At 68.8% G+C, this 21,834-nt stretch carries 23 protein-coding genes and 2 tRNA genes; 16 read left to right on the top strand and 9 right to left on the bottom strand.

Annotated features, from left to right (window positions below):
* The first annotated feature begins 5 nt into the window (after nucleotides 1-5).
* Nucleotides 6-1,133 (top strand): FAD-binding oxidoreductase, encoded by a 1,128-nt coding sequence (locus tag AVS7_RS15890; RefSeq protein ID WP_020229326.1) that lies wholly within the window; start codon nucleotides 6-8, stop codon nucleotides 1,131-1,133.
* A 12-nt stretch (nucleotides 1,134-1,145) separates the two neighbouring features.
* On the opposite strand, the gene AVS7_RS15885 is transcribed toward AVS7_RS15890, so the two are convergent.
* The 3 genes from AVS7_RS15885 to AVS7_RS15875 all read right to left on the bottom strand — a co-directional run bounded on the left by AVS7_RS15885 (nucleotide 1,146) and on the right by AVS7_RS15875 (nucleotide 3,518).
* The gene (locus AVS7_RS15885; RefSeq protein ID WP_020229325.1) at nucleotides 1,146-1,352 is read right to left on the bottom strand and encodes a YjfB family protein; all 207 of its coding nucleotides are present in this window, start codon (nucleotides 1,350-1,352) and stop codon (nucleotides 1,146-1,148) included.
* A 65-nt stretch (nucleotides 1,353-1,417) separates the two neighbouring features.
* Nucleotides 1,418-2,842: a dihydrolipoyl dehydrogenase gene (locus tag AVS7_RS15880; RefSeq protein WP_020229324.1), complete on the bottom strand. Its 1,425-nt coding sequence runs from the start codon at nucleotides 2,840-2,842 to the stop codon at nucleotides 1,418-1,420.
* 88 nt (nucleotides 2,843-2,930) lie between these two features.
* Nucleotides 2,931-3,518: a YigZ family protein gene (locus AVS7_RS15875; protein ID WP_020229323.1), complete on the bottom strand. Its 588-nt coding sequence runs from the start codon at nucleotides 3,516-3,518 to the stop codon at nucleotides 2,931-2,933.
* Nucleotides 3,519-3,680: 162 nt separating this feature from the next.
* Here AVS7_RS15875 and azu point away from each other — a divergent pair, with 162 nt between their 5' ends.
* Together azu and AVS7_RS15865 are read left to right on the top strand one after the other, a co-directional pair.
* Nucleotides 3,681-4,136 carry an azurin gene (azu, locus tag AVS7_RS15870; protein ID WP_020229322.1) on the top strand — a complete coding sequence of 152 codons (456 nt, stop codon included), beginning with the start codon at nucleotides 3,681-3,683 and terminating at the stop codon, nucleotides 4,134-4,136.
* Between the two features lie 72 nt (nucleotides 4,137-4,208).
* Nucleotides 4,209-6,644, top strand: a complete 2,436-nt coding sequence (locus AVS7_RS15865) for a YgiQ family radical SAM protein (RefSeq protein ID WP_020229321.1) — start codon at nucleotides 4,209-4,211, stop codon at nucleotides 6,642-6,644.
* Nucleotides 6,645-6,651: 7 nt separating this feature from the next.
* Here the strand turns inward: AVS7_RS15865 and AVS7_RS15860 are convergent, their stop codons facing one another.
* The gene (locus tag AVS7_RS15860; protein ID WP_020229320.1) at nucleotides 6,652-7,062 is read right to left on the bottom strand and encodes a hypothetical protein; all 411 of its coding nucleotides are present in this window, start codon (nucleotides 7,060-7,062) and stop codon (nucleotides 6,652-6,654) included.
* A gap of 263 nt (nucleotides 7,063-7,325) precedes the next feature.
* The gene (locus tag AVS7_RS15855; RefSeq protein WP_020229319.1) at nucleotides 7,326-8,201 is read right to left on the bottom strand and encodes a CoA transferase; all 876 of its coding nucleotides are present in this window, start codon (nucleotides 8,199-8,201) and stop codon (nucleotides 7,326-7,328) included.
* A 48-nt stretch (nucleotides 8,202-8,249) separates the two neighbouring features.
* Here AVS7_RS15855 and ygiD point away from each other — a divergent pair, with 48 nt between their 5' ends.
* Entirely contained in the window at nucleotides 8,250-9,086 is an 837-nt protein-coding gene (ygiD, locus tag AVS7_RS15850; RefSeq protein WP_020229318.1) for a 4,5-DOPA dioxygenase extradiol, read from the top strand.
* 46 nt (nucleotides 9,087-9,132) lie between these two features.
* Here the strand turns inward: ygiD and AVS7_RS15845 are convergent, their stop codons facing one another.
* Together AVS7_RS15845 and AVS7_RS15840 are read right to left on the bottom strand one after the other, a co-directional pair.
* The gene (locus AVS7_RS15845) at nucleotides 9,133-9,744 is read right to left on the bottom strand and encodes a nucleotidyltransferase family protein (protein ID WP_200405934.1); all 612 of its coding nucleotides are present in this window, start codon (nucleotides 9,742-9,744) and stop codon (nucleotides 9,133-9,135) included.
* Nucleotides 9,728-10,924, bottom strand: coding sequence for an amino acid aminotransferase (locus AVS7_RS15840; protein ID WP_020229316.1), 1,197 nt, complete (start codon nucleotides 10,922-10,924; stop codon nucleotides 9,728-9,730). The genes AVS7_RS15845 and AVS7_RS15840 overlap by 17 nt, the downstream gene beginning before the upstream one ends.
* 109 nt (nucleotides 10,925-11,033) lie before the next feature.
* On the opposite strand from AVS7_RS15840, the gene uvrB reads away from it, so the two are divergent.
* The 11 genes from uvrB (at nucleotide 11,034) to AVS7_RS15785 (ending at nucleotide 19,887) form a co-directional block, all read left to right on the top strand.
* On the top strand, nucleotides 11,034-13,115 hold the full coding sequence (uvrB, locus tag AVS7_RS15835; protein WP_024001680.1) for an excinuclease ABC subunit UvrB: 2,082 nt from the start codon (nucleotides 11,034-11,036) through the stop codon (nucleotides 13,113-13,115).
* A gap of 237 nt (nucleotides 13,116-13,352) precedes the next feature.
* Nucleotides 13,353-13,889, top strand: coding sequence for a Fe-S cluster assembly transcriptional regulator IscR (gene iscR, locus AVS7_RS15830; protein WP_020229314.1), 537 nt, complete (start codon nucleotides 13,353-13,355; stop codon nucleotides 13,887-13,889).
* A 63-nt stretch (nucleotides 13,890-13,952) separates the two neighbouring features.
* The gene (locus tag AVS7_RS15825) at nucleotides 13,953-15,173 is read left to right on the top strand and encodes an IscS subfamily cysteine desulfurase (RefSeq protein WP_020229313.1); all 1,221 of its coding nucleotides are present in this window, start codon (nucleotides 13,953-13,955) and stop codon (nucleotides 15,171-15,173) included.
* 19 nt (nucleotides 15,174-15,192) lie between these two features.
* Nucleotides 15,193-15,594, top strand: a complete 402-nt coding sequence (gene iscU, locus AVS7_RS15820; protein WP_020229312.1) for a Fe-S cluster assembly scaffold IscU — start codon at nucleotides 15,193-15,195, stop codon at nucleotides 15,592-15,594.
* Between the two features lie 5 nt (nucleotides 15,595-15,599).
* A complete protein-coding gene (gene iscA, locus AVS7_RS15815) occupies nucleotides 15,600-15,923 on the top strand; it encodes an iron-sulfur cluster assembly protein IscA (RefSeq protein ID WP_020229311.1) in 324 nt (107 codons plus the stop codon).
* A gap of 159 nt (nucleotides 15,924-16,082) precedes the next feature.
* A complete protein-coding gene (hscB, locus tag AVS7_RS15810; protein ID WP_020229310.1) occupies nucleotides 16,083-16,601 on the top strand; it encodes a Fe-S protein assembly co-chaperone HscB in 519 nt (172 codons plus the stop codon).
* A gap of 43 nt (nucleotides 16,602-16,644) precedes the next feature.
* Nucleotides 16,645-18,513: a Fe-S protein assembly chaperone HscA gene (hscA, locus tag AVS7_RS15805; protein WP_020229309.1), complete on the top strand. Its 1,869-nt coding sequence runs from the start codon at nucleotides 16,645-16,647 to the stop codon at nucleotides 18,511-18,513.
* A 17-nt stretch (nucleotides 18,514-18,530) separates the two neighbouring features.
* The gene (gene fdx, locus AVS7_RS15800) at nucleotides 18,531-18,869 is read left to right on the top strand and encodes an ISC system 2Fe-2S type ferredoxin (protein ID WP_020229308.1); all 339 of its coding nucleotides are present in this window, start codon (nucleotides 18,531-18,533) and stop codon (nucleotides 18,867-18,869) included.
* Between the two features lie 85 nt (nucleotides 18,870-18,954).
* Entirely contained in the window at nucleotides 18,955-19,683 is a 729-nt protein-coding gene (gene dnaQ / locus AVS7_RS15795; protein ID WP_020229307.1) for a DNA polymerase III subunit epsilon, read from the top strand.
* A gap of 23 nt (nucleotides 19,684-19,706) precedes the next feature.
* Nucleotides 19,707-19,781, top strand: a tRNA-Val gene (locus AVS7_RS15790).
* Nucleotides 19,782-19,812: 31 nt separating this feature from the next.
* Nucleotides 19,813-19,887 (top strand) — tRNA-Val (locus AVS7_RS15785).
* Nucleotides 19,888-20,062: 175 nt separating this feature from the next.
* Here AVS7_RS15785 and AVS7_RS24925 read toward each other — a convergent pair.
* Nucleotides 20,063-20,395: a hypothetical protein gene (locus tag AVS7_RS24925; protein ID WP_024001679.1), complete on the bottom strand. Its 333-nt coding sequence runs from the start codon at nucleotides 20,393-20,395 to the stop codon at nucleotides 20,063-20,065.
* Nucleotides 20,392-20,622 carry a hypothetical protein gene (locus AVS7_RS24920; RefSeq protein WP_200405933.1) on the bottom strand — a complete coding sequence of 77 codons (231 nt, stop codon included), beginning with the start codon at nucleotides 20,620-20,622 and terminating at the stop codon, nucleotides 20,392-20,394. The genes AVS7_RS24925 and AVS7_RS24920 overlap by 4 nt, the downstream gene beginning before the upstream one ends.
* A 160-nt stretch (nucleotides 20,623-20,782) precedes the next feature.
* Here AVS7_RS24920 and AVS7_RS15775 point away from each other — a divergent pair, with 160 nt between their 5' ends.
* The gene (locus tag AVS7_RS15775) at nucleotides 20,783-21,760 is read left to right on the top strand and encodes a hypothetical protein (protein WP_200405932.1); all 978 of its coding nucleotides are present in this window, start codon (nucleotides 20,783-20,785) and stop codon (nucleotides 21,758-21,760) included.
* Nucleotides 21,761-21,834: the final 74 nt, after the last annotated feature.

Below are 21,834 nucleotides of genomic sequence, written 5' to 3'. Positions count from 1 at the left end.
GCCCCATGCAACCCTGCGATTTCATCGTCATCGGCGCGGGCATCGCCGGCGCCTCCATTGGCTGGGAACTGGCCGCGCACCGCCGCGTGCTGCTGCTGGAGCGCGAGGCGCAGCCCGGCTACCACACCACCGGGCGCTCGGCGGCACTGTACTCGGCCACCTACGGCACGCCCCGCATCCGTGCGCTGACGCGGGCCAGCCGGGCGTTCTACGACGCGCCGCCGCCCGAATTCGGCACCGCGCCCATCCTCACGCCGCGCGGCGTGGTGTTCCTGGCGGGGCCGGACCAGATGGACCTGCTGGCGGCCGCCCATGCCGAGGCGCTGCCGCGCAACCCCCAGGTGCGCCTGCTGGCGCGCGAGGAGCTGCTCGCCATGCTGCCCTGCCTGCGCCCCGAGGCCGTGGGCGGCGGCCTGAGCGAGCCCGGCGCTGCCGACATCGACGTGCACACCCTGCACCAGGGCTACCTGCGCGGCCTGCGCCAGCGCGGCGGCGAAGTGCGCACGCATGCGGAGGTCACGGGGCTGCAGCGGCAGGCAGAGGGCTGGCGCGTCACTCTGGCGGGCGGCGAGACGCTGGCGGCCGGCGCCGTGGTCAATGCCGCCGGCGCCTGGGCCGATGCGGTGGCCGGCCTGGCCGGCGTGCCGCCCATCGGCCTGGAGCCGCGGCGGCGCACCGCGTTCACCTTTCCCGTGCCGGCGGGCATGGACGCCACCGGCTGGCCGGCCGTCATCGGCATCGACGAGGGCTACTACTTCAAGCCGGACGCGGGGCAGCTCCTGGGCTCGCCCGCCAATGCGGACCCGGTGGTGCCCCACGACGTGGTGCCGGAGGAGCTGGACGTGGCGCTGGGCATCCACCGCATCGAGGAGGTCACCACCTTCACGATCCGGCGGCCGTCCCACGCCTGGGCAGGGCTGCGCTCCTTCGTGGCCGACGGCGACCTGGTGATCGGCTGGGACAACCACGTGCCCGGCTTCTTCTGGCTGGCGGCGCAGGGGGGCTACGGCATCCAGAGCGCGGCGGGCGCGGCGCTGCTCGCGCGGCAGCTCGCGCTGGAGGAGCCTTTGCTGCCGCGCCTGGCGGACGAGGGCATCACGCGCGATGCGCTCTCGCCCGCGCGGCTGCGTTGACGCGGGCGCGCGTCAGGCGTAGGTGTCGAGCTGGTGGCCCAGCGGGCCGGCCGGCGTGGAGGCGGGCGGCTGCGGCACGGCCTCCAGGAGCGTCATGGCGGCGCCTGCCTGCGCCTGCATCGCCTTCTTGAGCACGGCGACCTGCACGGCGTCCGACGTCTCGCGCTGGGTCTGCGCGGTGGCGGCGTGGAGGATGGAGGAGGTCAGGGCGATGTCCATGGGTGGGCCTGTGAAAAGCGCAGGGGCAATTCTTTGTATCGGCAGTTCGCCGTTCTTCTTGAGGACTAGTCGAGCGCGCTGGAGCCGAAGGCCTCGCAGTCCGACAGGTCGGAATCGCTCGCGGGCGCCAGCTGCCGGGCGGCGTCGCGCAGCGCCGTGCGCAGGCCTTCCTCCAGCACGGGGTGGTAGATGGGCATGCGCAGCAGCTCGTGCACCGTGAGCTCGCGGTCGATCGCCAGCGCCAGCAGGTGCGCGAGGTGTTCGCCCGCGGGCGCGCACATCTCCGCGCCCAGCAGGCGGCCGGTGCCGGCCTGGGCGTAGAGGCGCATCAGGCCGTAATTGTGCTGGGCCACGCGGGCGCGGCCCTGGCGCGCGAAGTCCACCTCGCCCACCAGGTGGGGCTGTCCCTCGAGCTGCGTGTGGCGCAGCCCCACGGCGGCCGCGTTGGGCTGGCTGAACACGATGGACAGCGGCGTGCGCCGGCGGAACCGCCGGGGCGGCTCGCCCTGCGCGGCCAGCACGGCGTTGATGCCCGCGATGTGCCCCTCGTCGGCGGCCTCGTGCAGCAGCGGGCGGTCGCGGTCGGCGTCGCCGGCGATGAACACCGGCAGGTGGCCGACCTGCAGGGTGCAGGGCTCGATCGGCGGCAGGCCGTGCGCGTCCAGGGGCACGCCGAGCGTCTCCAGCCCCAGGCATTCCAGGTTGGGCTGGCGGCCCATGGCGGCCAGCACCTGGTCCACCACCACCGGGCCGGCGTCGTTGCACACCTCGATGCCGCCAGCTACCTCGCGCAGGCGCACCTCCCCGTCCACGCTGATGATGAATTCCTGCTTGAGCCGCGCGAGCAGGGCGTCGTTGACCGCCGGGTCGCCTAGCCCCGCCACCTGGGCGCGGGTGCCGAACGCGGCCACCTCCAGGCCCAGGCGCGCCAGGGCCTGCGCCAGCTCCACGCCCAGCGGCCCCAGGCCGACGACGGCCACGCGCGGGCCGAGCGTGGGCTGTTCGAACAGCGTGTCGGTGGTCAGGATGCGGTCGCCGAACGCCAGCCACTCCTGCGGCACGATGGGGCGCGAGCCCGTGGCGACGATGATGCTGCGCGCCTCGTGCACGCGACCGTCGATGTCCACGCGCCCGGGGCCGAGCAGCCGCGCGCTGCCGGACAGGGCGTGCGCGCCCGTGTCGCTGGCGCGCAGCGTGCCGGCCACGAAGTCGTCGCGCAGCGCGCGCACGCGCTCCAGCACGGCCGCGATGTCGGCAGACAGCCCCTGCGCGCCGCGCAGGCCGAACGTGTCGAACGTGTGCCGCGCATGGAAGGCGTTGGCTGCTTCGATCAGCATCTTGGAGGGCATGCAGCCCACGCGCGCACAGGTCGTGCCCCAGGGGCCTTCGTTGACCAGCAGGAAGCGCTGCGTGCGCTTGCGCACTTCGCGCAGCGCCGCCAGGCCGGCGGAGCCGGCGCCGATGATGAGGGTGTCGAGGTCCGAACGCATGGGCAGGCCTTGCAGAAAGCCCTTGGGCGGGCGACCCGGGCAGTGTCGCCGCAGGCAGGCGGCCGGGCTGTAGGCCTGCAGGCCGAAGTCAGTCCGGCAGCCAGGCCACGCGCCCGTGGCCCAGGTCGTTCACCCGTGCCACGAAGCCTTCCGCCTGCGGCTGCGGCAGGCGCAGGTGCAGCTCCACCAGCGTGCCGTGGGACACGTCGAGCAGCTGCGCGCCCGCGGCCTCGATTTCGCGGCGCAGCAGGCCTTCCAGCGGGTAGGGCACGCTGCAGCGCAAGGTGCTCTGGCGCTGCAGCGGGATCTTCTCGGCCTGGAGCAGCGCCTGGGCCACGGTGTCGGTATAGGCGCGCACCAGGCCGCCCGCGCCCAGCTTCACGCCGCCGAAGTAGCGCACCACCGTGGCCAGCACGCCTTCCAGCTCCTGGTGGCGCAGCACGTCCAGCATGGGCCGGCCGGCGGTGCCGCTGGGCTCGCCGTCGTCCACGGCGGCGGACTGCCCGCCCGCCAGCAGGGCCCAGCAGACGTGCGCGGCGCCCGGGTGCTGCTGCCACAGCGCAGCCACCACGGCCTGGGCGCCGGCGCGGTCTGCCACGGGCTGCACGCAGCCGATGAAGCGGCTTTTCTTGATGACGAGTTCGCTGTGGGTGGGCGCCAGGAGGGTCTGCGGCATGACGCGGGGACTGTACCGCCAATGCCGGGCCGGCCAGCGCGGACCCGCCCGGCACACCTGTTTGCGGAATTGACATGCATCAACAGGGTGCGCGCCAGGAACGCCTATGATTGATAGTCGTTCTCATCTATTGAGCCCGTTTTTTACGAAGGAGAAAAGCACATGACCCGATACTGGAAGCCTCTCGCGCTGGCGCTGGCCCTGTCCGCAACGGCGCCCGCATGGGCCGCCGACTGCGCGGTGGAGATCGAAGGCAACGACGCGATGCAGTTCAACAAGCAGGCGATCAGCGTGCCTGCCAGCTGCAAGCAGTTCACCGTCAAGCTCAAGCACGTGGGCAAGCTGCCCAAGGCCGCCATGGGCCACAACTGGGTGCTGACCAAGACTGCCGACATGCAGGGCACCGTGACCGACGGCATTGCCGCCGGCGCCGCCAAGGACTACGTGAAGGCGGGCGACGCGCGCGTGCTGGCGCACACCAAGCTGATCGGCGGCGGCGAGACCGATTCGGTGAGCTTCGCCACCAGCGCGCTCAAGGCCGGCGAGTCCTACAGCTACTTCTGCTCCTTCCCCGGCCACGCCGGCATCATGAAGGGCACGCTGACGCTGGCCAAGTAAGGGCTTGCGCCCTTCGGCGTGCAAGGGCAAGGCCGGGCACCTAAAATGCCCGGCCCCCATGAAAGCCCGCCGATGAACGCCCTCGTAGACGTTTCCTTCTTCCCGCGAGACGCCAAGCCCCTCGCGAGCTACCGCCCGTACTGGGCCAAGCGCTTCGGCACGGCCCCCTTCCTGCCGATGAGCCGGGCAGAGATGGACCAGCTAGGCTGGGACAGCTGCGACATCGTGCTGGTGACGGGCGACGCCTACGTGGACCACCCCAGCTTCGGCATGGCCGTGATCGGCCGCGTGCTGGAGGCGCAGGGCTTTCGCGTGGGCATCATCGCGCAGCCCGGCTGGCACAGCAGCGAGGCCTTCCAGGCGCTGGGCAGGCCGAACCTGTTCTGGGGCGTGACGGCGGGCAACATGGACTCGATGATCAACCGGTACACGGCCGACCGGAAGATCCGCAGCGACGACGCCTACACCCCCGGCGACGTGGGCGGCAAGCGCCCCGACCGAGCGGCCATCGTCTACAGCCAGCGCTGCCGCGAGGCCTACAAGGACGTGCCCATCGTCCTGGGCGGCATCGAGGGGAGTCTGCGCCGCATCGCGCACTACGACTACTGGAGCGACAAGGTGCGCCGCTCCATCGTGGTGGACAGCAAGTGCGACCTGCTGCTGTACGGCAACGCCGAGCGCGCGCTGGTCGAGGTGGCCCACCGCATTGCCGCACGCGAGCCCATCGAGCAGATCACCGATGTGCGCGGCACGGCCTTCGTGCGCCGCGCTTCGGGCGGCGACTGGTTCGAGATCGACTCCACCAGCGTGGACGAGCCCGGTCCGCTGGCCCCGCCCGTGAACCCCTACATGACCACCAGCGAGCAGGCCGCCGCCCAGGGGCAGGGCTGCGCCAAGGAGGATGCTCCTGATTCGGGAGCTGCCAGCGCTTGCCAGACAAGCGCTACAGGCCAAAATGGCATTGAAAAGGTGGTGCAGTTCCTGCCCCCCGCGCGCGCCAGGGGCGCGCAGCCGCCGCGCGAGCGGACCGTGATCCGCCTGCCCAGCTACGAGCAGGTCAAGAGCGACCCGGTGCTCTACGCCCACGCCAACCGCGTGCTGCACCTGGAGACCAACCCCGGCAACGCCCGCGCGCTGGTGCAGGCCCATGGCGAGGGCGCGACGGCGCGCGACGTGTGGCTGAACCCGCCGCCCATCCCCCTGACCACGGCGGAGATGGACTGGGTCTTCGGCCTGCCGTATGCGCGCAGCCCGCACCGGCAGTACGCCGACGAGACCGGCAGCCACGACGGCGCCACCAAGATCCCCGCGTGGGAGATGATCCGCGCCTCGATCAACATCATGCGCGGGTGCTTCGGCGGCTGCACCTTCTGCTCCATCACCGAGCACGAGGGGCGCATCATCCAGAGCCGCTCGGAGGCCTCCATCCTGCAGGAGGTGGAGGACATCCGCGACAAGGTGGCCGGCTTCACCGGCACCATCTCCGACCTGGGCGGTCCCACGGCCAACATGTACCGCCTGGGCTGCCGCAGCCCCGAGATCGAGGCCGCCTGCCGCAAGCCCAGCTGCGTGTTCCCCGGCATCTGCCAGAACCTGACCACCGACCACGGCCCGCTGATCCGCATCTACCGCCGCGCGCGGGCCCTCAAGGGCATCAAGAAGATCCTGATCGGCTCGGGCCTGCGCTACGACCTGGCGGTGCAGTCGCCCGAATACGTGAAGGAGCTGGTGCAGCACCACGTGGGCGGCTACCTCAAGATCGCGCCCGAGCACACGGAAGAGGGGCCGCTGTCGAAGATGATGAAGCCGGGCATCGGCAACTACGACCGCTTCAAGCAGCTGTTCGAGAAGTTCAGCGAAGAGGCGGGCAAGAAGCAGTTCCTGATCCCGTACTTCATCGCCGCGCACCCGGGCACCAGCGACGAGGACATGATGCACCTGGCCCTGTGGCTCAAGAAGAACGGCTTTCGCGCCGACCAGGTGCAGACCTTCTACCCCAGCCCCATGGCCACGGCCACGGCCATGTACCACACGGGCCGCAACACGCTCACCCGCGTGCGCCGCCGGATGCGCGACGAGGCGCAGGAAAGCGTGGACATCGTGCGCGGCGAGAAGCGCCGCCGCCTGCACAAGGCCTTCCTGCGCTACCACGACCCGAACAACTGGCCTCTGCTGCGCGAGGCGCTCAAGAGCATGGGCCGCGCCGACCTGATCGGCAACGGCAAGCACCACCTGATCCCCACCTTCCAGCCGATGGTCGACGGTAGCTACCAGAGCGCGCGCAGGAAGAACAGCACGTCCGCGAAGGGCGGTGGCGGCGTGGGCTACGCCATCAACAAGGACGGCAAGCCGGTCGCGCTGCGCCGCCGCCCCGAGGAGCCACAGGAGCCGAAGGACGACGTGCGCTTCCGCAGCAGCACTCCCCAGCCGGGCCGCCTGCTCACCCAGCACACCGGCCTGCCGCCGAGGGCCGGCACGGGCGGCAAGGCACCGGGCCGCAGGCGCTGACGCGCGTTCACACCGGCTGGGGAATCAGGTCCTCGATCACCAGCCGGCGATAGTAGAACGCCGCCACCGCCCCCAGGGACTGCAGCAGCGTGCCCAGGCTCTCGGGCGAGTCGCCGTCCTGCGCCTTCAGGAACAGCGCATGCGCGCCCTGGCTCGCGTGCTTTGCGATGCGACGCACGATCACGCCCTCCGCGCCCACCGACGGCAGTGGCTCGTCGGCGTTGCCCAGCGTGCGCACCACGTGCTGCAGGATGGCGTCCGGCGCAGCGTGGGCCACGTCTTCGCGGCCTTGCGCCTGCAGGGCCTGGCCGGCCGAGCGGGCGGCGGCCTCGTCCGCGAACAGGGCAAACACATAGCCCGTGGGGTAGAACGTTCCGGCGGCAGAGGTCATGCTGGGATCGAGGGCGAAGGGCTTCATGGCGGGCTCCAAAATCTCTATGGATACCCATCGATTGAAGCCGCAGCCGCGGCAGCACGGCTGTCGGGGACAAAGCGACAACCGTGTCGGACGGTGCCGCGCTGCATGCGCCGTTGATTGAAATCAAATCGGCCTCCAGCGCTTGTCCAGAAAGCGCCGGCAGCTACGAAAACAGAAGCATATCGGGCCGCCATTCCAGGGCCGCTGCCAGGACGCGCGGAGCTGGGCGGGGCGGCTGCGTTCCCGTGTGCGCGAGGGGCCCTTCAATCGCTTGCCAGCGTATGCAGCGGAATGTCCCGCTCCTGCGCCAGCGCATCCAGCGCCGCGCGGCTGTGGCCGCGCACGAAGGCGGCAATGGCCGCGTGCGTGGCGGCGGCGCGCGGGTCGGCGGCGGGCGACAGGCCGGCGGCTTCGCACAGGCGGGCGGCGAAATGCGGCTCCAGCGCCGCGACGGCCACGCGGCCATCGGCGCAGGCATAGACGCGGTAGCCCGCGTGGGCGCCGCCCACGTCGCCGGCAGGCACCGTAAGGCCCCAGCCGCGCGGCTGGGCCAGCCAGGCGGCGGCGTCGGCCAGGGCGATCTCCACGCATTGGCCCAGGCCGGTGGCGGCGCGGGCCAGTTGCGCCTGCAGCACGGCTTCGCTGGCCATCAGGGCGCCGGCCATGTCGGCGTAGAGGGTGGGAGGCATGGCGGTGCCGGTGACCAGGCCCGCGTCGGCCAGGTAGGTCAGGTCGTGCCCCGGCTCCTCGGCGCGCGCGCCCGCCGTGCCCACGATGCGCACCAGCGACAGGCGCGGGTAGCGCGCGTGCAGTGCTTCCCAGGCCAGCCCGAGCTTGGCGAGGGCCGAGGGGCGGAAGGACGTGAGCAGCACGTCCGCGCGCTCCAGTTCGGCCTGCAGCGCGGCCTGGCCCTCGGCGGTCTTCAGGTGGGCCTGCAGCACGCGGATGCCTTCGTGCAGCGCGGCGTAGGCGCCTGGGCTGTAGAGCGCCATGGGGTCGGCGCTGGCGTGGCCTGCCGGGGCGGGCGGCTCCAGCTTGGTGCAGTCGGCGCCCATGCGGCGGCAGCGCAGCAGGGCGGCGGGGCCGGGCAGGTTCAAGGCCAGGCTGAGGATGCGGGTGTGGGCGAGGGGTTGGAGCATGGCGGGCGGCTTGGAAACACAATGGCGGGCATTGTTTCAGGAAATTCCATGACTTCTTCCGTGCTGGAGGCGCTCGGCCCCTCGCCGCGCATGCCTGTGCTGTTTCTGGGCCACGGCAGCCCGATGAACGCGATCGAGGACAACGCCTGGCGCCGCACCTGGCAGGACCTGGGCGCGGAGCTGCTGGCGCGCGCGCGGCCGCAGCTCATCCTGTGCGTGTCGGCCCACTGGCTGACGCGCGGCGGCTGGTTTCTGACGGGCATGGCCGCGCCGCGCACCATCCACGACTTCGGCGGCTTCCCGCGCGAGCTGTTCGAGCAGCAATACGCCGCGCCGGGCGCGCCCGCCGTGGCGCGGGCGCTGGCCGCCGAACTGCGCTCGCCCGCGACTGGTAGGCCGCTGGGCGTGGACGAAGCGGAGTGGGGGCTGGACCATGGCGCCTGGGGCATCCTCCAGCCCTTGTTCCCGGCGGCGGACATCCCGGTGCTGCAGCTCAGCATGGACTACGCCCGCCCGCCCTCCGAGCACTGGGCGCTGGGCCGGCAGCTGCGGCCGCTGCGCGAGCGCGGCGTGCTCATCGTGGCCAGCGGCAACGTGGTGCATAACCTGCACGCCATGCGCCCCGGCACGGGCATCAACGCGGCCTACGAATGGGCCAACGCGTTCGACCTGCGGGTGGTGGACCAGGTGCAGAGCGGCCGGCTGGAAGGGCTGGCGCAGTTCCAGCAGTGGGGGCCGATGGCGCAGCTCGCGCACCCCACGCACGAGCATTTCCTGCCGCTGCTGTATGCCGCGGGCGCCGTGGAGCCGGGCGAGGCGGTGCGCTTCTTCAACACGGGGTTCCAGGGCGCGTCGATCTCGATGCGGTCGATGCTCTGGAGTTGATAGCTGCCAGCGCTTGCTAGATAAGCGCTGGAGGCTAAAAACATGCTTATTCCGCCGTGGCCGCAGGTTGCCGGATGCCGAGCCAGTGCCACCGGTCCCGGTAGCTTCGCGCCTTGGCCTGGAACAGCGGCAGGTGCGGGCACAGCGGGTTGGGCCGCAGCAGGCCCGCGTACAGCTCCTCCAGCCCGTTGGGCGCATGCAGCACGGGGCTCTGCTGCCCGAGGGCGGGCTGCAGGCCCACGCAGGTGCAGGGGATCAGGAAGCGCTCGATGCCCTCGCGCGACGAACGCAGCGCGCCATAGGGGTGGCCGCACCAGTCCTCGTACCAGAGGTGCACGCGCGCCTGGTTCTTGGCTTCGACGGTGATGGGCAGATCGGCGACGAGCGCGCTGACCCGGGCCTGCACGGCCTGCTCCGCCTGCGCGGACAGGTCGGCCGCGTCGAAATAGAACAGGTCGTAGTCCTTGATGTGCGCCGTGGGCGCGAAGCCCGAGCGCAGGTTCCACACGGTCTGGAACAAGCAGCCCGCCACCAGCCAGGCATCGGGCAGGCCCAGAAGCGGCAAGCGCTCCAGAATGGCCGCGTTGTACGGGTTCTGGAGCGCTTCGCCCACGAAGCGGCGCCGCAGCGCCGCGCCGTCGTCAGATGACCTTGGCAATGGCCTGGCAGACGTAGTCGATGTTCTTGCTGTTCAGGGCGGCCACGCACATGCGGCCCGTGTCGGTGCCGTAGACGCCGAACTCGCTGCGCAGGCGCACCATCTGGTCCTTGGACAGGCCCGAGTAGCTGAACATGCCGATCTGCGTGGTGATGAAGGACATGTCCTGCTGCACGCCGGCGGCCTTGAGGCCATCGACCAGCTTCTGGCGCATTGCCTTGATGCGCACGCGCATCTCGCCCAGTTCCTTCTCCCACTGGGCGCGCAGCGCGGGGTCGTTCAGCACGGCGGCCACCACGGCGCCGCCGTGCGTGGGCGGGTTCGAGTAGTTGGTGCGGATGACGATCTTGAGCTGGCTCAGCACGCGCGCGGCTTCGTCCTTGTCGTTGGCGACCACCGAGAGGGCGCCCACGCGCTCGCCGTACAGGCTGAAGCTCTTAGAAAACGAGGTGGAGACAAAGATGTTCAGGCCGGCGGCGACGAATTTGCCGATGACGGCGCCGTCCTCCTGGATGCCGTGGCCGAAGCCCTGGTAGGCCATGTCGAGGAAGGCCACGAGGCCGCGGGCCTTGACCGCCTCGATCACCTGGTCCCACTGCGCGGCGGTGATGTCGTAGCCCGTGGGGTTGTGGCAGCAGGCGTGCAGCACGGCGATGGTGCCGGGCGCGGCGGCGTTCAGGTCGGCCAGCATGCCGTCGAAGTCCACCGAGCGGGTGGCCGCGTCGTAGTAGCGGTAGCTGCCGACCTCGAAGCCGGCGTTGGTGAAGATGGCGCGGTGGTTTTCCCAGCTCGGGTCGGAGATGAGCACCTTGGCGCTGGGGCTGATCTTCTTGAGGAAGTCCGCGCCGATCTTCAGGCCGCCCGTGCCGCCGATGGCCTGCACGGTGGCCACGCGGCCTGCCTTGACCACGTCGGAGCCGGCGCCGAACACCAGGGCCTTGACGGCGTTGTCATAGGCGGCGATGCCGTCGATGGGCAGGTAGCCGCGGGCGGCGGGCTTGTCCATCATGGCCTTCTCGGCGGCCTGCACGCATTGCAGCAGGGGGAGCTTGCCGTTGTCGTCGAAATACACGCCCACGCCCAGGTTGACCTTGTTGGGGTTGGCATCTGCGGCGAATTGTTCGTTCAGACCCAGGATCGGGTCGCGGGGGGCCATTTCGACGGCGGTGAACAGAGACATGGAAAGTCCTTGGGAGGGTAGAAATCGGACGGCGTGACCCCAGCTACGGTAGTCTTTCGGGTCAACCCGCAATTTTAACGGCCGCCCCCGCGTGCCGTTGACCGCCGCCATGCATGAAGTCGCCACCGAGCCCGCCGCCGGGCAGTTCGTCCAGTTTCCCGATTCGCCGTTCCAGCTGTTCCAGCCGTATCCGCCGGCGGGCGACCAGCCCGAGGCCATCGACAAGCTGGTGGAGGGCGTGCGCGATGGCGAGGTGTTCCAGACCCTGCTGGGCGTGACCGGCTCGGGCAAGACCTTCACCATGGCCAACGTGATCGCGCGTCTGGGCCGCCCGGCCATCGTGTTCGCGCCCAACAAGACGCTGGCCGCGCAGCTCTACAGCGAGTTCCGCGAGTTCTTCCCGAAGAACGCCGTGGAGTATTTCGTCAGCTATTACGACTACTACCAGCCCGAGGCCTATGTGCCCCAGCGCGACCTGTTCATCGAGAAGGACAGCGCCATCAACGAGCACATCGAGCAGATGCGCCTGTCGGCCACCAAGAGCGTGCTGGAGCGGCGCGACGTGGTGATCGTGGCCACCGTGTCGGCCATCTACGGCATCGGCGCGCCGGAGGACTACACGCAGATGCGCTTCATCATGCGCGTGGGCGACGAGATCGGGCAGCGCGACGTGATCGCGCGCCTCATACGCATGCAGTACACGCGCAACGAGCAGGACTTCGCGCGCGGCACGTTCCGTGTGCGCGGCGACACCATCGACGTGTTCCCCTCGGAGCACAGCGAACTGGCGATCCGCATCGAGCTGTTCGACGACGAGATCGAGACGCTCTCGCTGTTCGACCCGCTCACCGGCCGCATCCAGCAGAAGGTGCCGCGCTTCACCGTCTACCCCAGCAGCCACTACGTGACGCCGCGCGACAAGGTGCTGGCCGCCGTGGAGACCATCAAGCAGGAGCTGGACGGGCGGCTGAAGTGCTTCGTGGGCGAGGGCAAGCTGGTGGAGGCCCAGCGGCTGGAGCAGCGCACGCGGTTCGACCTGGAGATGCTCAGCGAGGTCGGGCACTGCAAGGGCATCGAGAACTACACGCGCCACCTCTCGGGCGCGCAGCCGGGCGACCCGCCGCCCACGCTGACCGACTACCTGCCGCCCGACGCCCTCATGTTCCTGGACGAGAGCCACCAGATGATCGGCCAGCTCTCGGCCATGTACAACGGCGACCGCTCACGCAAGACCACGCTGGTGGAATACGGCTTCCGGCTGCCATCGGCGCTGGACAACCGGCCGCTGAAGTTCGAGGAGTTCGAGCGGCGCATGCGCCAGGTGGTCTTCGTCTCGGCCACGCCGGCGGACTACGAGAAGGAACACTCCGGCCAGGTGGTGGACCAGGTGGTGCGGCCTACGGGCCTGGTGGACCCCGAGGTGGAAGTGCGCCCGGCCACGCACCAGGTGGACGATGTGCTGCAGGAAATACGCATTCGCACAGAAAAGAATCAGCGTGTACTCATTACCACGCTGACCAAGCGCATGGCCGAGCAGCTCACCGACTACCTGGCCGACAACGGCGTGAAGGTGCGCTACCTGCACTCGGACATCGACACCGTGGAGCGCGTGGAGATCATCCGCGACCTGCGCCTGGGCGCGTTCGACGTGCTCGTGGGCATCAACCTGCTGCGCGAGGGCCTGGACATTCCCGAGGTGTCGCTGGTCGCCATCCTCGACGCCGACAAGGAAGGCTTCCTGCGCGCCGAGCGCAGCCTGATCCAGACCATCGGGCGCGCGGCGCGCAACCTCCACGGCAAGGCCATCCTGTATGCCGACCGCGTCACCGACTCGATGAAGAAAGCCATCGACGAGACGGAACGCCGGCGCGCCAAGCAGATCGCACACAACGAGGCGATGGGGATCACGCCGCGCAGCATTGTCAAGCAGGTGAGAGACCTGATTGACGGCGTGTACAGCGAGAAGACGGGGCAGGAGGCGCAGCGCCTGGAGCAGGAGGCCGCGCGCCATGCGGAGCTGGAGGAGATGTCCGAGAAGGACATCGCGCGTGAGATCAAGCGGCTGGAAAAACGCATGCTGGAGCACGCGCGCAACCTGGAATTCGAGCAGGCGGCCCGTGTGCGCGACCAGCTGGCGAAGCTCAAGGACCGGGTCTTCGGCGCCCACGGCGGGGACCACGTCGCGGCGTGACGGAGCAGGCGAAAACGCGACCGCACGGTTCATTTACCCGACAAAAACAATAGGGATTTGTGCTATACTCGGGTCAATTACTCAGGAAAGCAAACCCCACGACACGAAGAAGGGCCCCAGACGGCCGCCACAGCGGCGGTTGATTTGCGGGAAAGGGCGGGGACGGAGCCAGGACGCGGTCACAAGCCCGCTCCATGGCGTTTTCATAACGATCAAGCCAAACCAAAGGAGCTTGCGATGCGTCTCACCACCAAAGGCCGTTTTGCGGTCACCGCCATGATTGACCTGGCCCTGCGCCAGAACAACGGCCCCGTCACGCTGGCGGCCATCAGCCAGCGCCAGCAGATCTCGCTGTCCTACCTGGAGCAGCTCTTCGGCAAGCTGCGCCGTCACGAGCTGGTGGAATCCACCCGCGGCCCCGGCGGCGGCTACACCCTGGCGCGCAAGGCGGCCGACATCACCGTGGCCGACATCATCGTCTCGGTGGACGAGCCCATCGACGCCACCCAGTGCGGCGGCAAGGAAAACTGCCTGGGCGAGGCCGGCCGGTGCATGACGCACGAGCTCTGGGCATCGCTGAACCAGCGCATGGTCGAGTTCCTCGACTCCGTCACCCTGCAAAAGCTCGTGGACGACCAGCTCGCCAAGGGCGTGCAGATCGAGGACAAGCCCGTCGCGCGCCGTGCGATCTCCACCACGCCGGTGGTCAAGCCGATCCGCGTGAACGCGCCCAACTCGGTGTTCGCCCTTGGCAATGCATTTGCCAAGTCGTGATTTCTGCAACGCCTTCGCTAAATCCCGTTTTTTCCGCCAGCCAGAACCGATCCTGAGCCAGCCATGGACATGACCCCGCATTTCCCCATCTACCTGGACTACGGCGCCACCACGCCCGTGGATCCGCGCGTCGTCGACGCGATGATCCCGTGGCTGCGCGAGCACTTCGGCAACGCCGCCTCGCGTAGCCATGCCTGGGGCTGGGAGGCCGAAGAAGCCATCGAGAAGGCCCGCGGCCACGTGGCCGACCTGATCGGCGCCGATGCGCGCGAGATCGTCTGGACCAGCGGCGCCACCGAGTCCATCAACCTCGCGCTCAAGGGCGCGGCCCACTTCTACCAGGGCAAGGGCAAGCACCTGATCACCCTGAAGACCGAGCACAAGGCAGTGCTGGACACCATGCGCGAGTTGGAGCGCCAGGGCTTCGAGGTGACCTACATGGACGTCAAGGAAGACGGTCTGCTGGACCTGGACGCCTTCAAGGCTGCCCTGCGCCCCGACACCATCCTGGTGAGCGTGCTGTTCGTGAACAACGAGATCGGCGTGATCCAGGACATTCCCGCCATCGGCGCGATCTGCCGCGAGAAGGGCATCCTGTTCCATGTGGATGCCGCGCAGGCCACAGGCCGCGTCGAGATCGACGTGAAGACCCTACCCATCGACCTGATGAGCATGACCGCGCACAAGACCTACGGCCCCAAGGGCGTGGGCGCGCTGTACGTGCGCCGCAAGCCGCGCGTGCGCCTGGAGGCGCAGATCCACGGCGGTGGCCACGAGCGCGGCATGCGCTCGGGCACGCTGCCCACGCACCAGATCGTGGGCATGGGCGAGGCCTTCCGCATCATCAAGCTCGAAATGGACGAGGTGAACGCCAAGGCCCGTGCCCTGCAGCAGCGCCTGCTGGACGGCCTGAAGGACATCGAGCAGGTGTTCATCAACGGCAGCATGGAACACCGCGTGCCGCAGAACCTGAACATGAGCTTCAACTTCGTCGAGGGCGAATCGCTCATCATGGGCATCAAGGGCCTGGCCGTCTCCAGCGGCTCGGCCTGCACCTCGGCGAGCCTGGAACCCAGCTACGTGCTGCGTGCCCTGGGCCGCAGCGACGAGCTGGCGCACAGCAGCCTGCGCATGACCATCGGCCGCTTCACGACCGAGGAGGAGATCGACTACGCGATCTCCGTCATCCGCCACAACGTGGCCAAGCTGCGCGAACTGAGCCCCCTGTGGGAGATGTACAAGGACGGTGTCGACCTGAGCACCATCCAATGGGCTGCCCACTGAAAGACAAGGAGAACACACCATGGCTTACTCTGACAAAGTGATCGACCATTACGAAAACCCCCGCAACGTCGGTTCGTTCGACAAGGGCGACGACACCGTGGGCACCGGCATGGTGGGCGCGCCCGCCTGCGGCGACGTGATGAAGCTGCAGATCAAGGTGAACCCGGACACCGGCGTCATCGAGGACGCGCGCTTCAAGACCTACGGCTGCGGCTCGGCCATCGCTTCGTCGTCGCTGGTCACGGAATGGGTCAAGGGCAAGACGCTGGACGAAGCGGCGCAGCTCAAGAACAGCGAGATCGCGCAGGAGCTGGCGCTGCCGCCCGTGAAGATCCACTGCTCCATCCTGGCCGAAGACGCGATCAAGGCCGCCGTCAACGACTACAAGGCCAAGCACGGCGCGGCCATGGAAGCCGCCTGAAGACCATGGCCATCACGCTGACCGAAGCCGCCGCCCGGCATGTGAACCGCTACCTTTCCCGCCGGGGCAAGGGGCTGGGCGTGCGCCTCGGCGTCAAGACCACGGGCTGCTCGGGCCTGGCCTACAAGCTCGAATACGTGGACGAGGCGGCGCCGGAGGACATCGTGTTCGAGAACCACGGCGTCAAGGTGCTCATCGATCCCAAGAGCCTGGCCTACATCGACGGCACCGAGCTGGACTTCGTGCGCGAGGGGCTCAACGAGGGCTTTCGCTTCAACAACCCCAACGAGCGCGACCGCTGCGGCTGCGGGGAGAGCTTTCGCGTCTGACGCCGAGCGTTCCGAGCAGACCGCCACCGCTGACCGTGCTGGCGGTTTTTTTATGGACGCTTTTCAAAAAAGTGAGCTGCCTGCGCCTGTTGCAAGCCAGTTCTCATATGAAAAGCACCTGAAAACGAGTGCCAGCCAGCGCAAGCCGCTCACATTTTTATGAACCTCCAATCCGACGACTTCGAGCTCTTCGGCGTGCCGCGCCGCTTCGCCCAGGACCGCGCGTTTCTCGATGCGCGCTGGAAGGAACTGCAGCGTGAGGCCCATCCCGACCGCTTCGCCGCTCAAGGGCCGGCCGCGCAGCGCGTGGCCATGCAGTGGTCGGTGCGCATCAACGAGGCCTACCAGCGCCTGAAAGACCCGCAGCGCCGCGCCGCCTACCTGTGCGAGCTGCACGGCGCGCCCATCCGGGCCGAGGACAACACGGCCATGCCCGCCGCCTTCCTCATGCAGCAGATGGAGTGGCGCGAGGCCCTGGACGATGCACGGGGCGGCGACGCGCTTGACGCATTGGACGACGAAACCCAGGCCGCCCGCCGCGCCGCGCTGGAGCGCCTGGCCACGCTGATCGACGACCGGCAGGACTGGGCCGGCGCGGCGCGCGAGGTCAGAGCCCTCATGTTCATTGCGCGATTCGCGCACGACATCGAACTGCGCCGGGAGCAACTGGGACAATAGCCCCTGCACCTCCACGCACACGACCACAAGAACCACATTCCCCATGGCGCTCCTGCAGATTTCCGAACCCGGCCAGTTCCCCGACCCGCACCAGCGGCGCGTTGCCATCGGCATCGACCTGGGCACCACGCATTCGCTGGTGGCCGCCGTGCGCAACGGCGTGGCCGAATGCCTGCCGGACGCGCAGGGCAGGGTGCTGCTGCCCTCCGTCGTGCGCTACCTGGAGAACGGCGGCCGGCAGATCGGCCACGAGGCCGCCGCCGCCCACCTGCAGGACCCGGCCAACACGCTGGCCTCCGTCAAGCGCTTCATGGGCCGGGGGCTGGCGGACATCGCCGGCCATGACAAGCTGCCCTACCGATTCGTCGCGCCCGAGGGCGCGGGCGGTATGCTGAGCCTGCAGACCGCGGCCGGCGTGAAGTCGCCCGTGGAGGTGAGCGCCGAGATCCTCGCCACGCTGCGCTTCCGTGCGGAAGACAGCTTCGACAGCGACATCCACGGCGCCGTCATCACCGTGCCCGCCTACTTCGACGACGCCCAGCGCCAGGCCACCAAGGACGCGGCCAAGCTGGCCGGCCTGCACCTGTTGCGCCTCATCAACGAGCCCACGGCCGCCGCCATCGCCTACGGGCTGGACAACGCCGCCGAGGGCATCTATGCCGTCTACGACCTGGGCGGCGGCACCTTCGACATCTCCGTGCTGCGCCTCACGCAGGGCGTGTTCGAGGTCATCGCCACGGGCGGCGACTCGGCCCTGGGCGGCGACGACTACGACGCGCTGCTCGCCGAGTGGGTGCTCGGCCAGCTCGGCCTGCAGGCCACGACGCCCGAGGACAAGACCGCCGTGCGCCTGGCCGCGCGCGCCTGCAAGGAGGCACTGACTGCTTCGGAAACCGTGGCATTCAGCGCTTTCCTGGCGGGCGCTACCGTCCAATTGGATGTCAAGCGTTCCGACTTCGCCGCCGCCACAGACGTGCTGACCCAGCGCTCGCTCGCCGCCGTGCGCCGCGCGCTGCGCGACGCGCAGATCGGGCGTGACGACGTGCAGGGCGTGGTGCTCGTCGGCGGCTCCACGCGCATGCCGCAGGTGCGCGAAGCCGTGGCCCAGTTCTTCGGCCGCGAGCCGCTCACCAACCTCAACCCGGACGAGGTGGTGGCCATCGGCGCCGCCATTCAGGCCAACCAGCTCGCGGGCAACGACGCGGCGGGCGACCTGCTGCTGCTCGACGTGATCCCGCTGTCGCTGGGCATCGAGACCATGGGTGGCCTGGTGGAGCGCATCATCGGCCGCAACGAGACCATCCCCACCGCCAAGGCGCAGGACTTCACCACCTACAAGGACGGGCAGACGGCGCTGGCCATCCACGTGGTGCAGGGCGAGCGCGACCTGGTGGCGGACTGCCGCAGCCTGGCGCGCTTCGAGCTGCGCGGCATCCCGCCCATGGCGGCGGGCGCGGCGCGCATCCGCGTCACCTTCACCGTGGACGCCGACGGCCTGCTGAGCGTCGGCGCGCGCGAGCAGACCAGCGGCGTGGAGGCACGCATCGACGTCAAGCCCTCCTACGGCCTGTCCGACGACCAGATCGCGCGCATGCTGCAGGAAGGCTTCGCCACCGCCCAGCAGGACATGCAGGCGCGCGCGCTGGTCGAGGCGCGCGTGGACGCCGACCGCCTGCTGATCGCCACCCGCTCCGCGCTGGAGGCCGACGGCGACGTGCTCTCACCAGCGGAGCGTGCGGACATCGACGCGCTCATGCAGGCGCTGCAGGATGCGCTGCAGTCCGGCGCCCCCGCGGCCGCCATCGAGGCCGCGACCAGCGCGCTGGCCAAGGGCACCGAGGCCTTCGCCGCCCAGCGCATGAACCGCGGCATCCGCGACGCCCTGGCCGGCAAGAATGTCGGCTCGCTCTGAACTCCTGGATACCTCCCATGCCCGTCATCAAGATACTGCCCCACCCCGAATACTGCCCCGAAGGCGCGCAGGTCAGCGCGCCCGCCGGCACCTCGATCTGCGAGGCGCTGCTCGAAAACGGCATCAAGATCGAGCACGCCTGCGACATGGTCGCCGCCTGCACCACCTGCCACGTCGTCGTGCGCCAGGGCTTCGAGTCGCTGGGCGAGGCCGACGAGCAGGAAGAAGACATGCTCGACCGCGCCTGGGGCCTGGAGCCGCAGTCGCGCCTGTCGTGCCAGGCCATCCTCGCGCAGAGCGACGTGACCGTGGAGATCCCCAAGTACTCCATCAACCATGCCAAGGAAAACCACTGATGAGCGCAGCGCCGGGCCGCCCCAAGCAAGCTCGCGCTCCCCTGGGGGGCAGCGAGCACACGAAGTGCCGAGCGTGGGGGCACGTATGACGCGCCAGATCGTCTTCGACACGGAAACCACGGGCCTGTCGGCCGAGAACGGCGACCGCATCATCGAGATCGGCTGCGTGGAACTGCTCAACCGCAAGCTCACCGGCAACCACCTGCACCTCTACATCAACCCCGAGCGCGACAGCCACGAGGACGCGCTGCGCGTGCACGGGCTGACGACGGAGTTCCTGCGCGACAAGCCCAAGTTCGCCGAGGTGGCCGACGACATCCTCGCCTTCATGCAGGGCGCCGAGATCATCATCCACAACGCGGCGTTCGACGTCGGTTTCATCAACAAGGAACTGGAGCGCCTGGGCCGCCCGCCGTTCACCACCTACGTTGGCGGCATCACCGACACCCTGGCCATGGCCAAGGAGATGTTCCCCGGCAAGCGCAACTCGCTGGACGCGCTGTGCGACCGCCTGGAGGTGGACAATTCCGGCCGCACGCTGCACGGCGCTCTGCTCGACGCCGAGCTGCTGGCCGACGTCTACATCAACATGACCCGCGGCCAGGACGCGCTGCTGATCGCAGACGATGCGCAGGGCAGCGAGGGCGGCGTGCGCGTGGCGGCAGTGGACCTGAGCCGCATCGCGCTGGTCGTGCTGCCCGCCAGCGCCCAGGAGCTGGCCGAGCACGAGGACGTGCTGGCGCAGATCGACAAGGCCAGCGGCGGCAAAACAATTTGGCGATCTTTCCAGGACGGCCTGAAAGCTGTGCCATAATCGCAGGCTGTCGCAAACGACACGGGTGATTAGCTCAGCGGTAGAGCACTGCCTTCACACGGCAGGGGTCACATGTTCGATCCATGTATCACCCACCAGTTTTTTCGAAGCGGACCGCAGGCCCGGTTCGGGTGATTAGCTCAGCGGTAGAGCACTGCCTTCACACGGCAGGGGTCACATGTTCGATCCATGTATCACCCACCAGTTTTTTCTGAATGAGATCAAGGACTTAGGAGCAATCCTCAAGTCCTTTTTCTTTGTCCAGTCCCGAACGATCGGCGGTTAAAAACGGTTGATCGTCGACGACGTGGACACATCGTTTGGTCACACTGGGCCTGTTTTGGTGCCATTTTTGAGCACTCGCGCCGTGGTGCAGCGCTCAGGCCGGCGGGGCAGCCGGCGCGTCTTCCAGTGTGACCGCACTGTGTCCAGCCGGCTCCTGGCGCATGAAAAACACGCGCTGCGCCTTCTTGGCACCTGAGCCGTGGGCAGGGAATCCGATGATGGCCTTGCGGTGCGCGACCGCGCACACGCCGCATGTGGCGCAGGAGACGTCGTCGCGGACGCTGGCCGGGCAGATGGCAACGGTGCGCCCTGCGGGTGTGACCGTGGGTGTGACCTGATCGGCCGGTAGCAGGGTGACCACGGGAGCGATCCCCAGATCAACGAGCTGGTCGGCGTGGTCGAGGTCATTGGCCGACAGGTTGATCACGAACCCCGCAGCGTTTGCGCTCTCAACTGCGCGAGCGTTCTCAGACTCAGCAGCTGGGTAGTGCGTATAGGCAAAACCTCGCCGACCGCGGTTCGCATCGACGATTTTCTGAAGGCTTTCAGCGTCGATTTGATGGGTGTCGCCTGGGAGATCACCGGCCTGGCCGTAGCGCCAGAGTTGGCCCTTGGGGAGCCGACGGATTTCATTGCAGAAGTGGTCAATGTCATGGCCTCTTGTTCCTTTCGAAACGGCGTTCCAGTGAAGCGCCAGCGGGCCAGAGTCCGCATAGCAGCCGTTGCCCTTGAGAGGGCATGCAGCTGGACAGGTGGATCGGGACGTGGTGCTGACCGGGATGGGCCCGGTCTCCGTACGGCGGGGGGCATCGTGGTGCGCGGCGGTGAAGTGAAGGACGCGCTGAACGCCTTCGTGCGGGGCATGAAGGAGGTGGCCCGCAACTGGGGCAACATGATCCGCGAGGAGCCGGCCGAGCGGCAGAAGGACGAGTGGGAGCGGCTGGCCGAGCATGCCGGGGTGATCGACTCGGCGACCTTCAGCCACCTGCTGGCCGACGAATACGGGTCGGTCTACCACAAGGGCTTCGCGCGGCGCACCAACGAGATGATGTTCAAGGCCAACGGCCTGGAGCCTTGGAACCGCGCCATGCGCGTGGCCGCCACCAAGAGCGCGGTGCAGTTCATGCTGCGCCACAACCAGGGGCGCGACCAGCACAGCGCGCGTTGGATGAAGGAGCTGGGCTTCGCAGTGGGCGAGCTGCCCCTGGACGCGGACGGCCAGCTCATCGCCCGCAAGGACGTACTGCTGCGCGAGCGCCCGGAGCTGACGGTGCGCGAGGCCGAGGCCATCGTGGACAAGGTCAACAGCGCCATCGTGCGCTGGGTGGAGGGCGCGATCCTGAGCCCGAGCGCCGGCCAGCGCCCGGCGTGGGGGTCGGACCCGCACTTCGGCATGTTCTGGCACCTCAAGCAGTTCGCATACAGCTTCCACCACACGATGCTCACCCGCGCGAAGAACGAGGCCGGGCACAACAACTACGCGCCCATGGGCGCGCTGGCCTGGTACGTGCCCACGATGATCGGCGCAGACATCACCAAGGGGCTGATGCTCGGCGCGGGTGAGCTGCCGGGCTACATGCAGGGGTACGGTGCCGCGGACTGGCTGCAGCACGGCGTGGAGCGCGCGGGCATCCTCGGCGTGGGTCAGTTCGGGCTGGATGCGGCGACGGACCCGGTAGGGGTTGTCGGGCCCATGGCGGATCAGGTGTGGGAGGCGATCGTCGACCCAATCGAGCGCACGGTAGTGCGGGCAATGCCGGTGAACTCGTTGTACTCTCGCGCAGTCCTGTGATGGGCGTGTCCGAATTTTTGTGTAAACGGGTCGGACTTCAATTGACGGAGATGCGGTCTCCGAACTGAATGGTA

Source organism: Acidovorax sp. MR-S7 (assembly GCF_000400995.2).
In the GTDB taxonomy this organism is placed as follows: Bacteria; Pseudomonadota; Gammaproteobacteria; order Burkholderiales; family Burkholderiaceae_C; genus MR-S7.
Note: the sequence above shows the minus strand (reverse complement) of the source record. Positions and strands in the feature narration are given on the sequence as shown.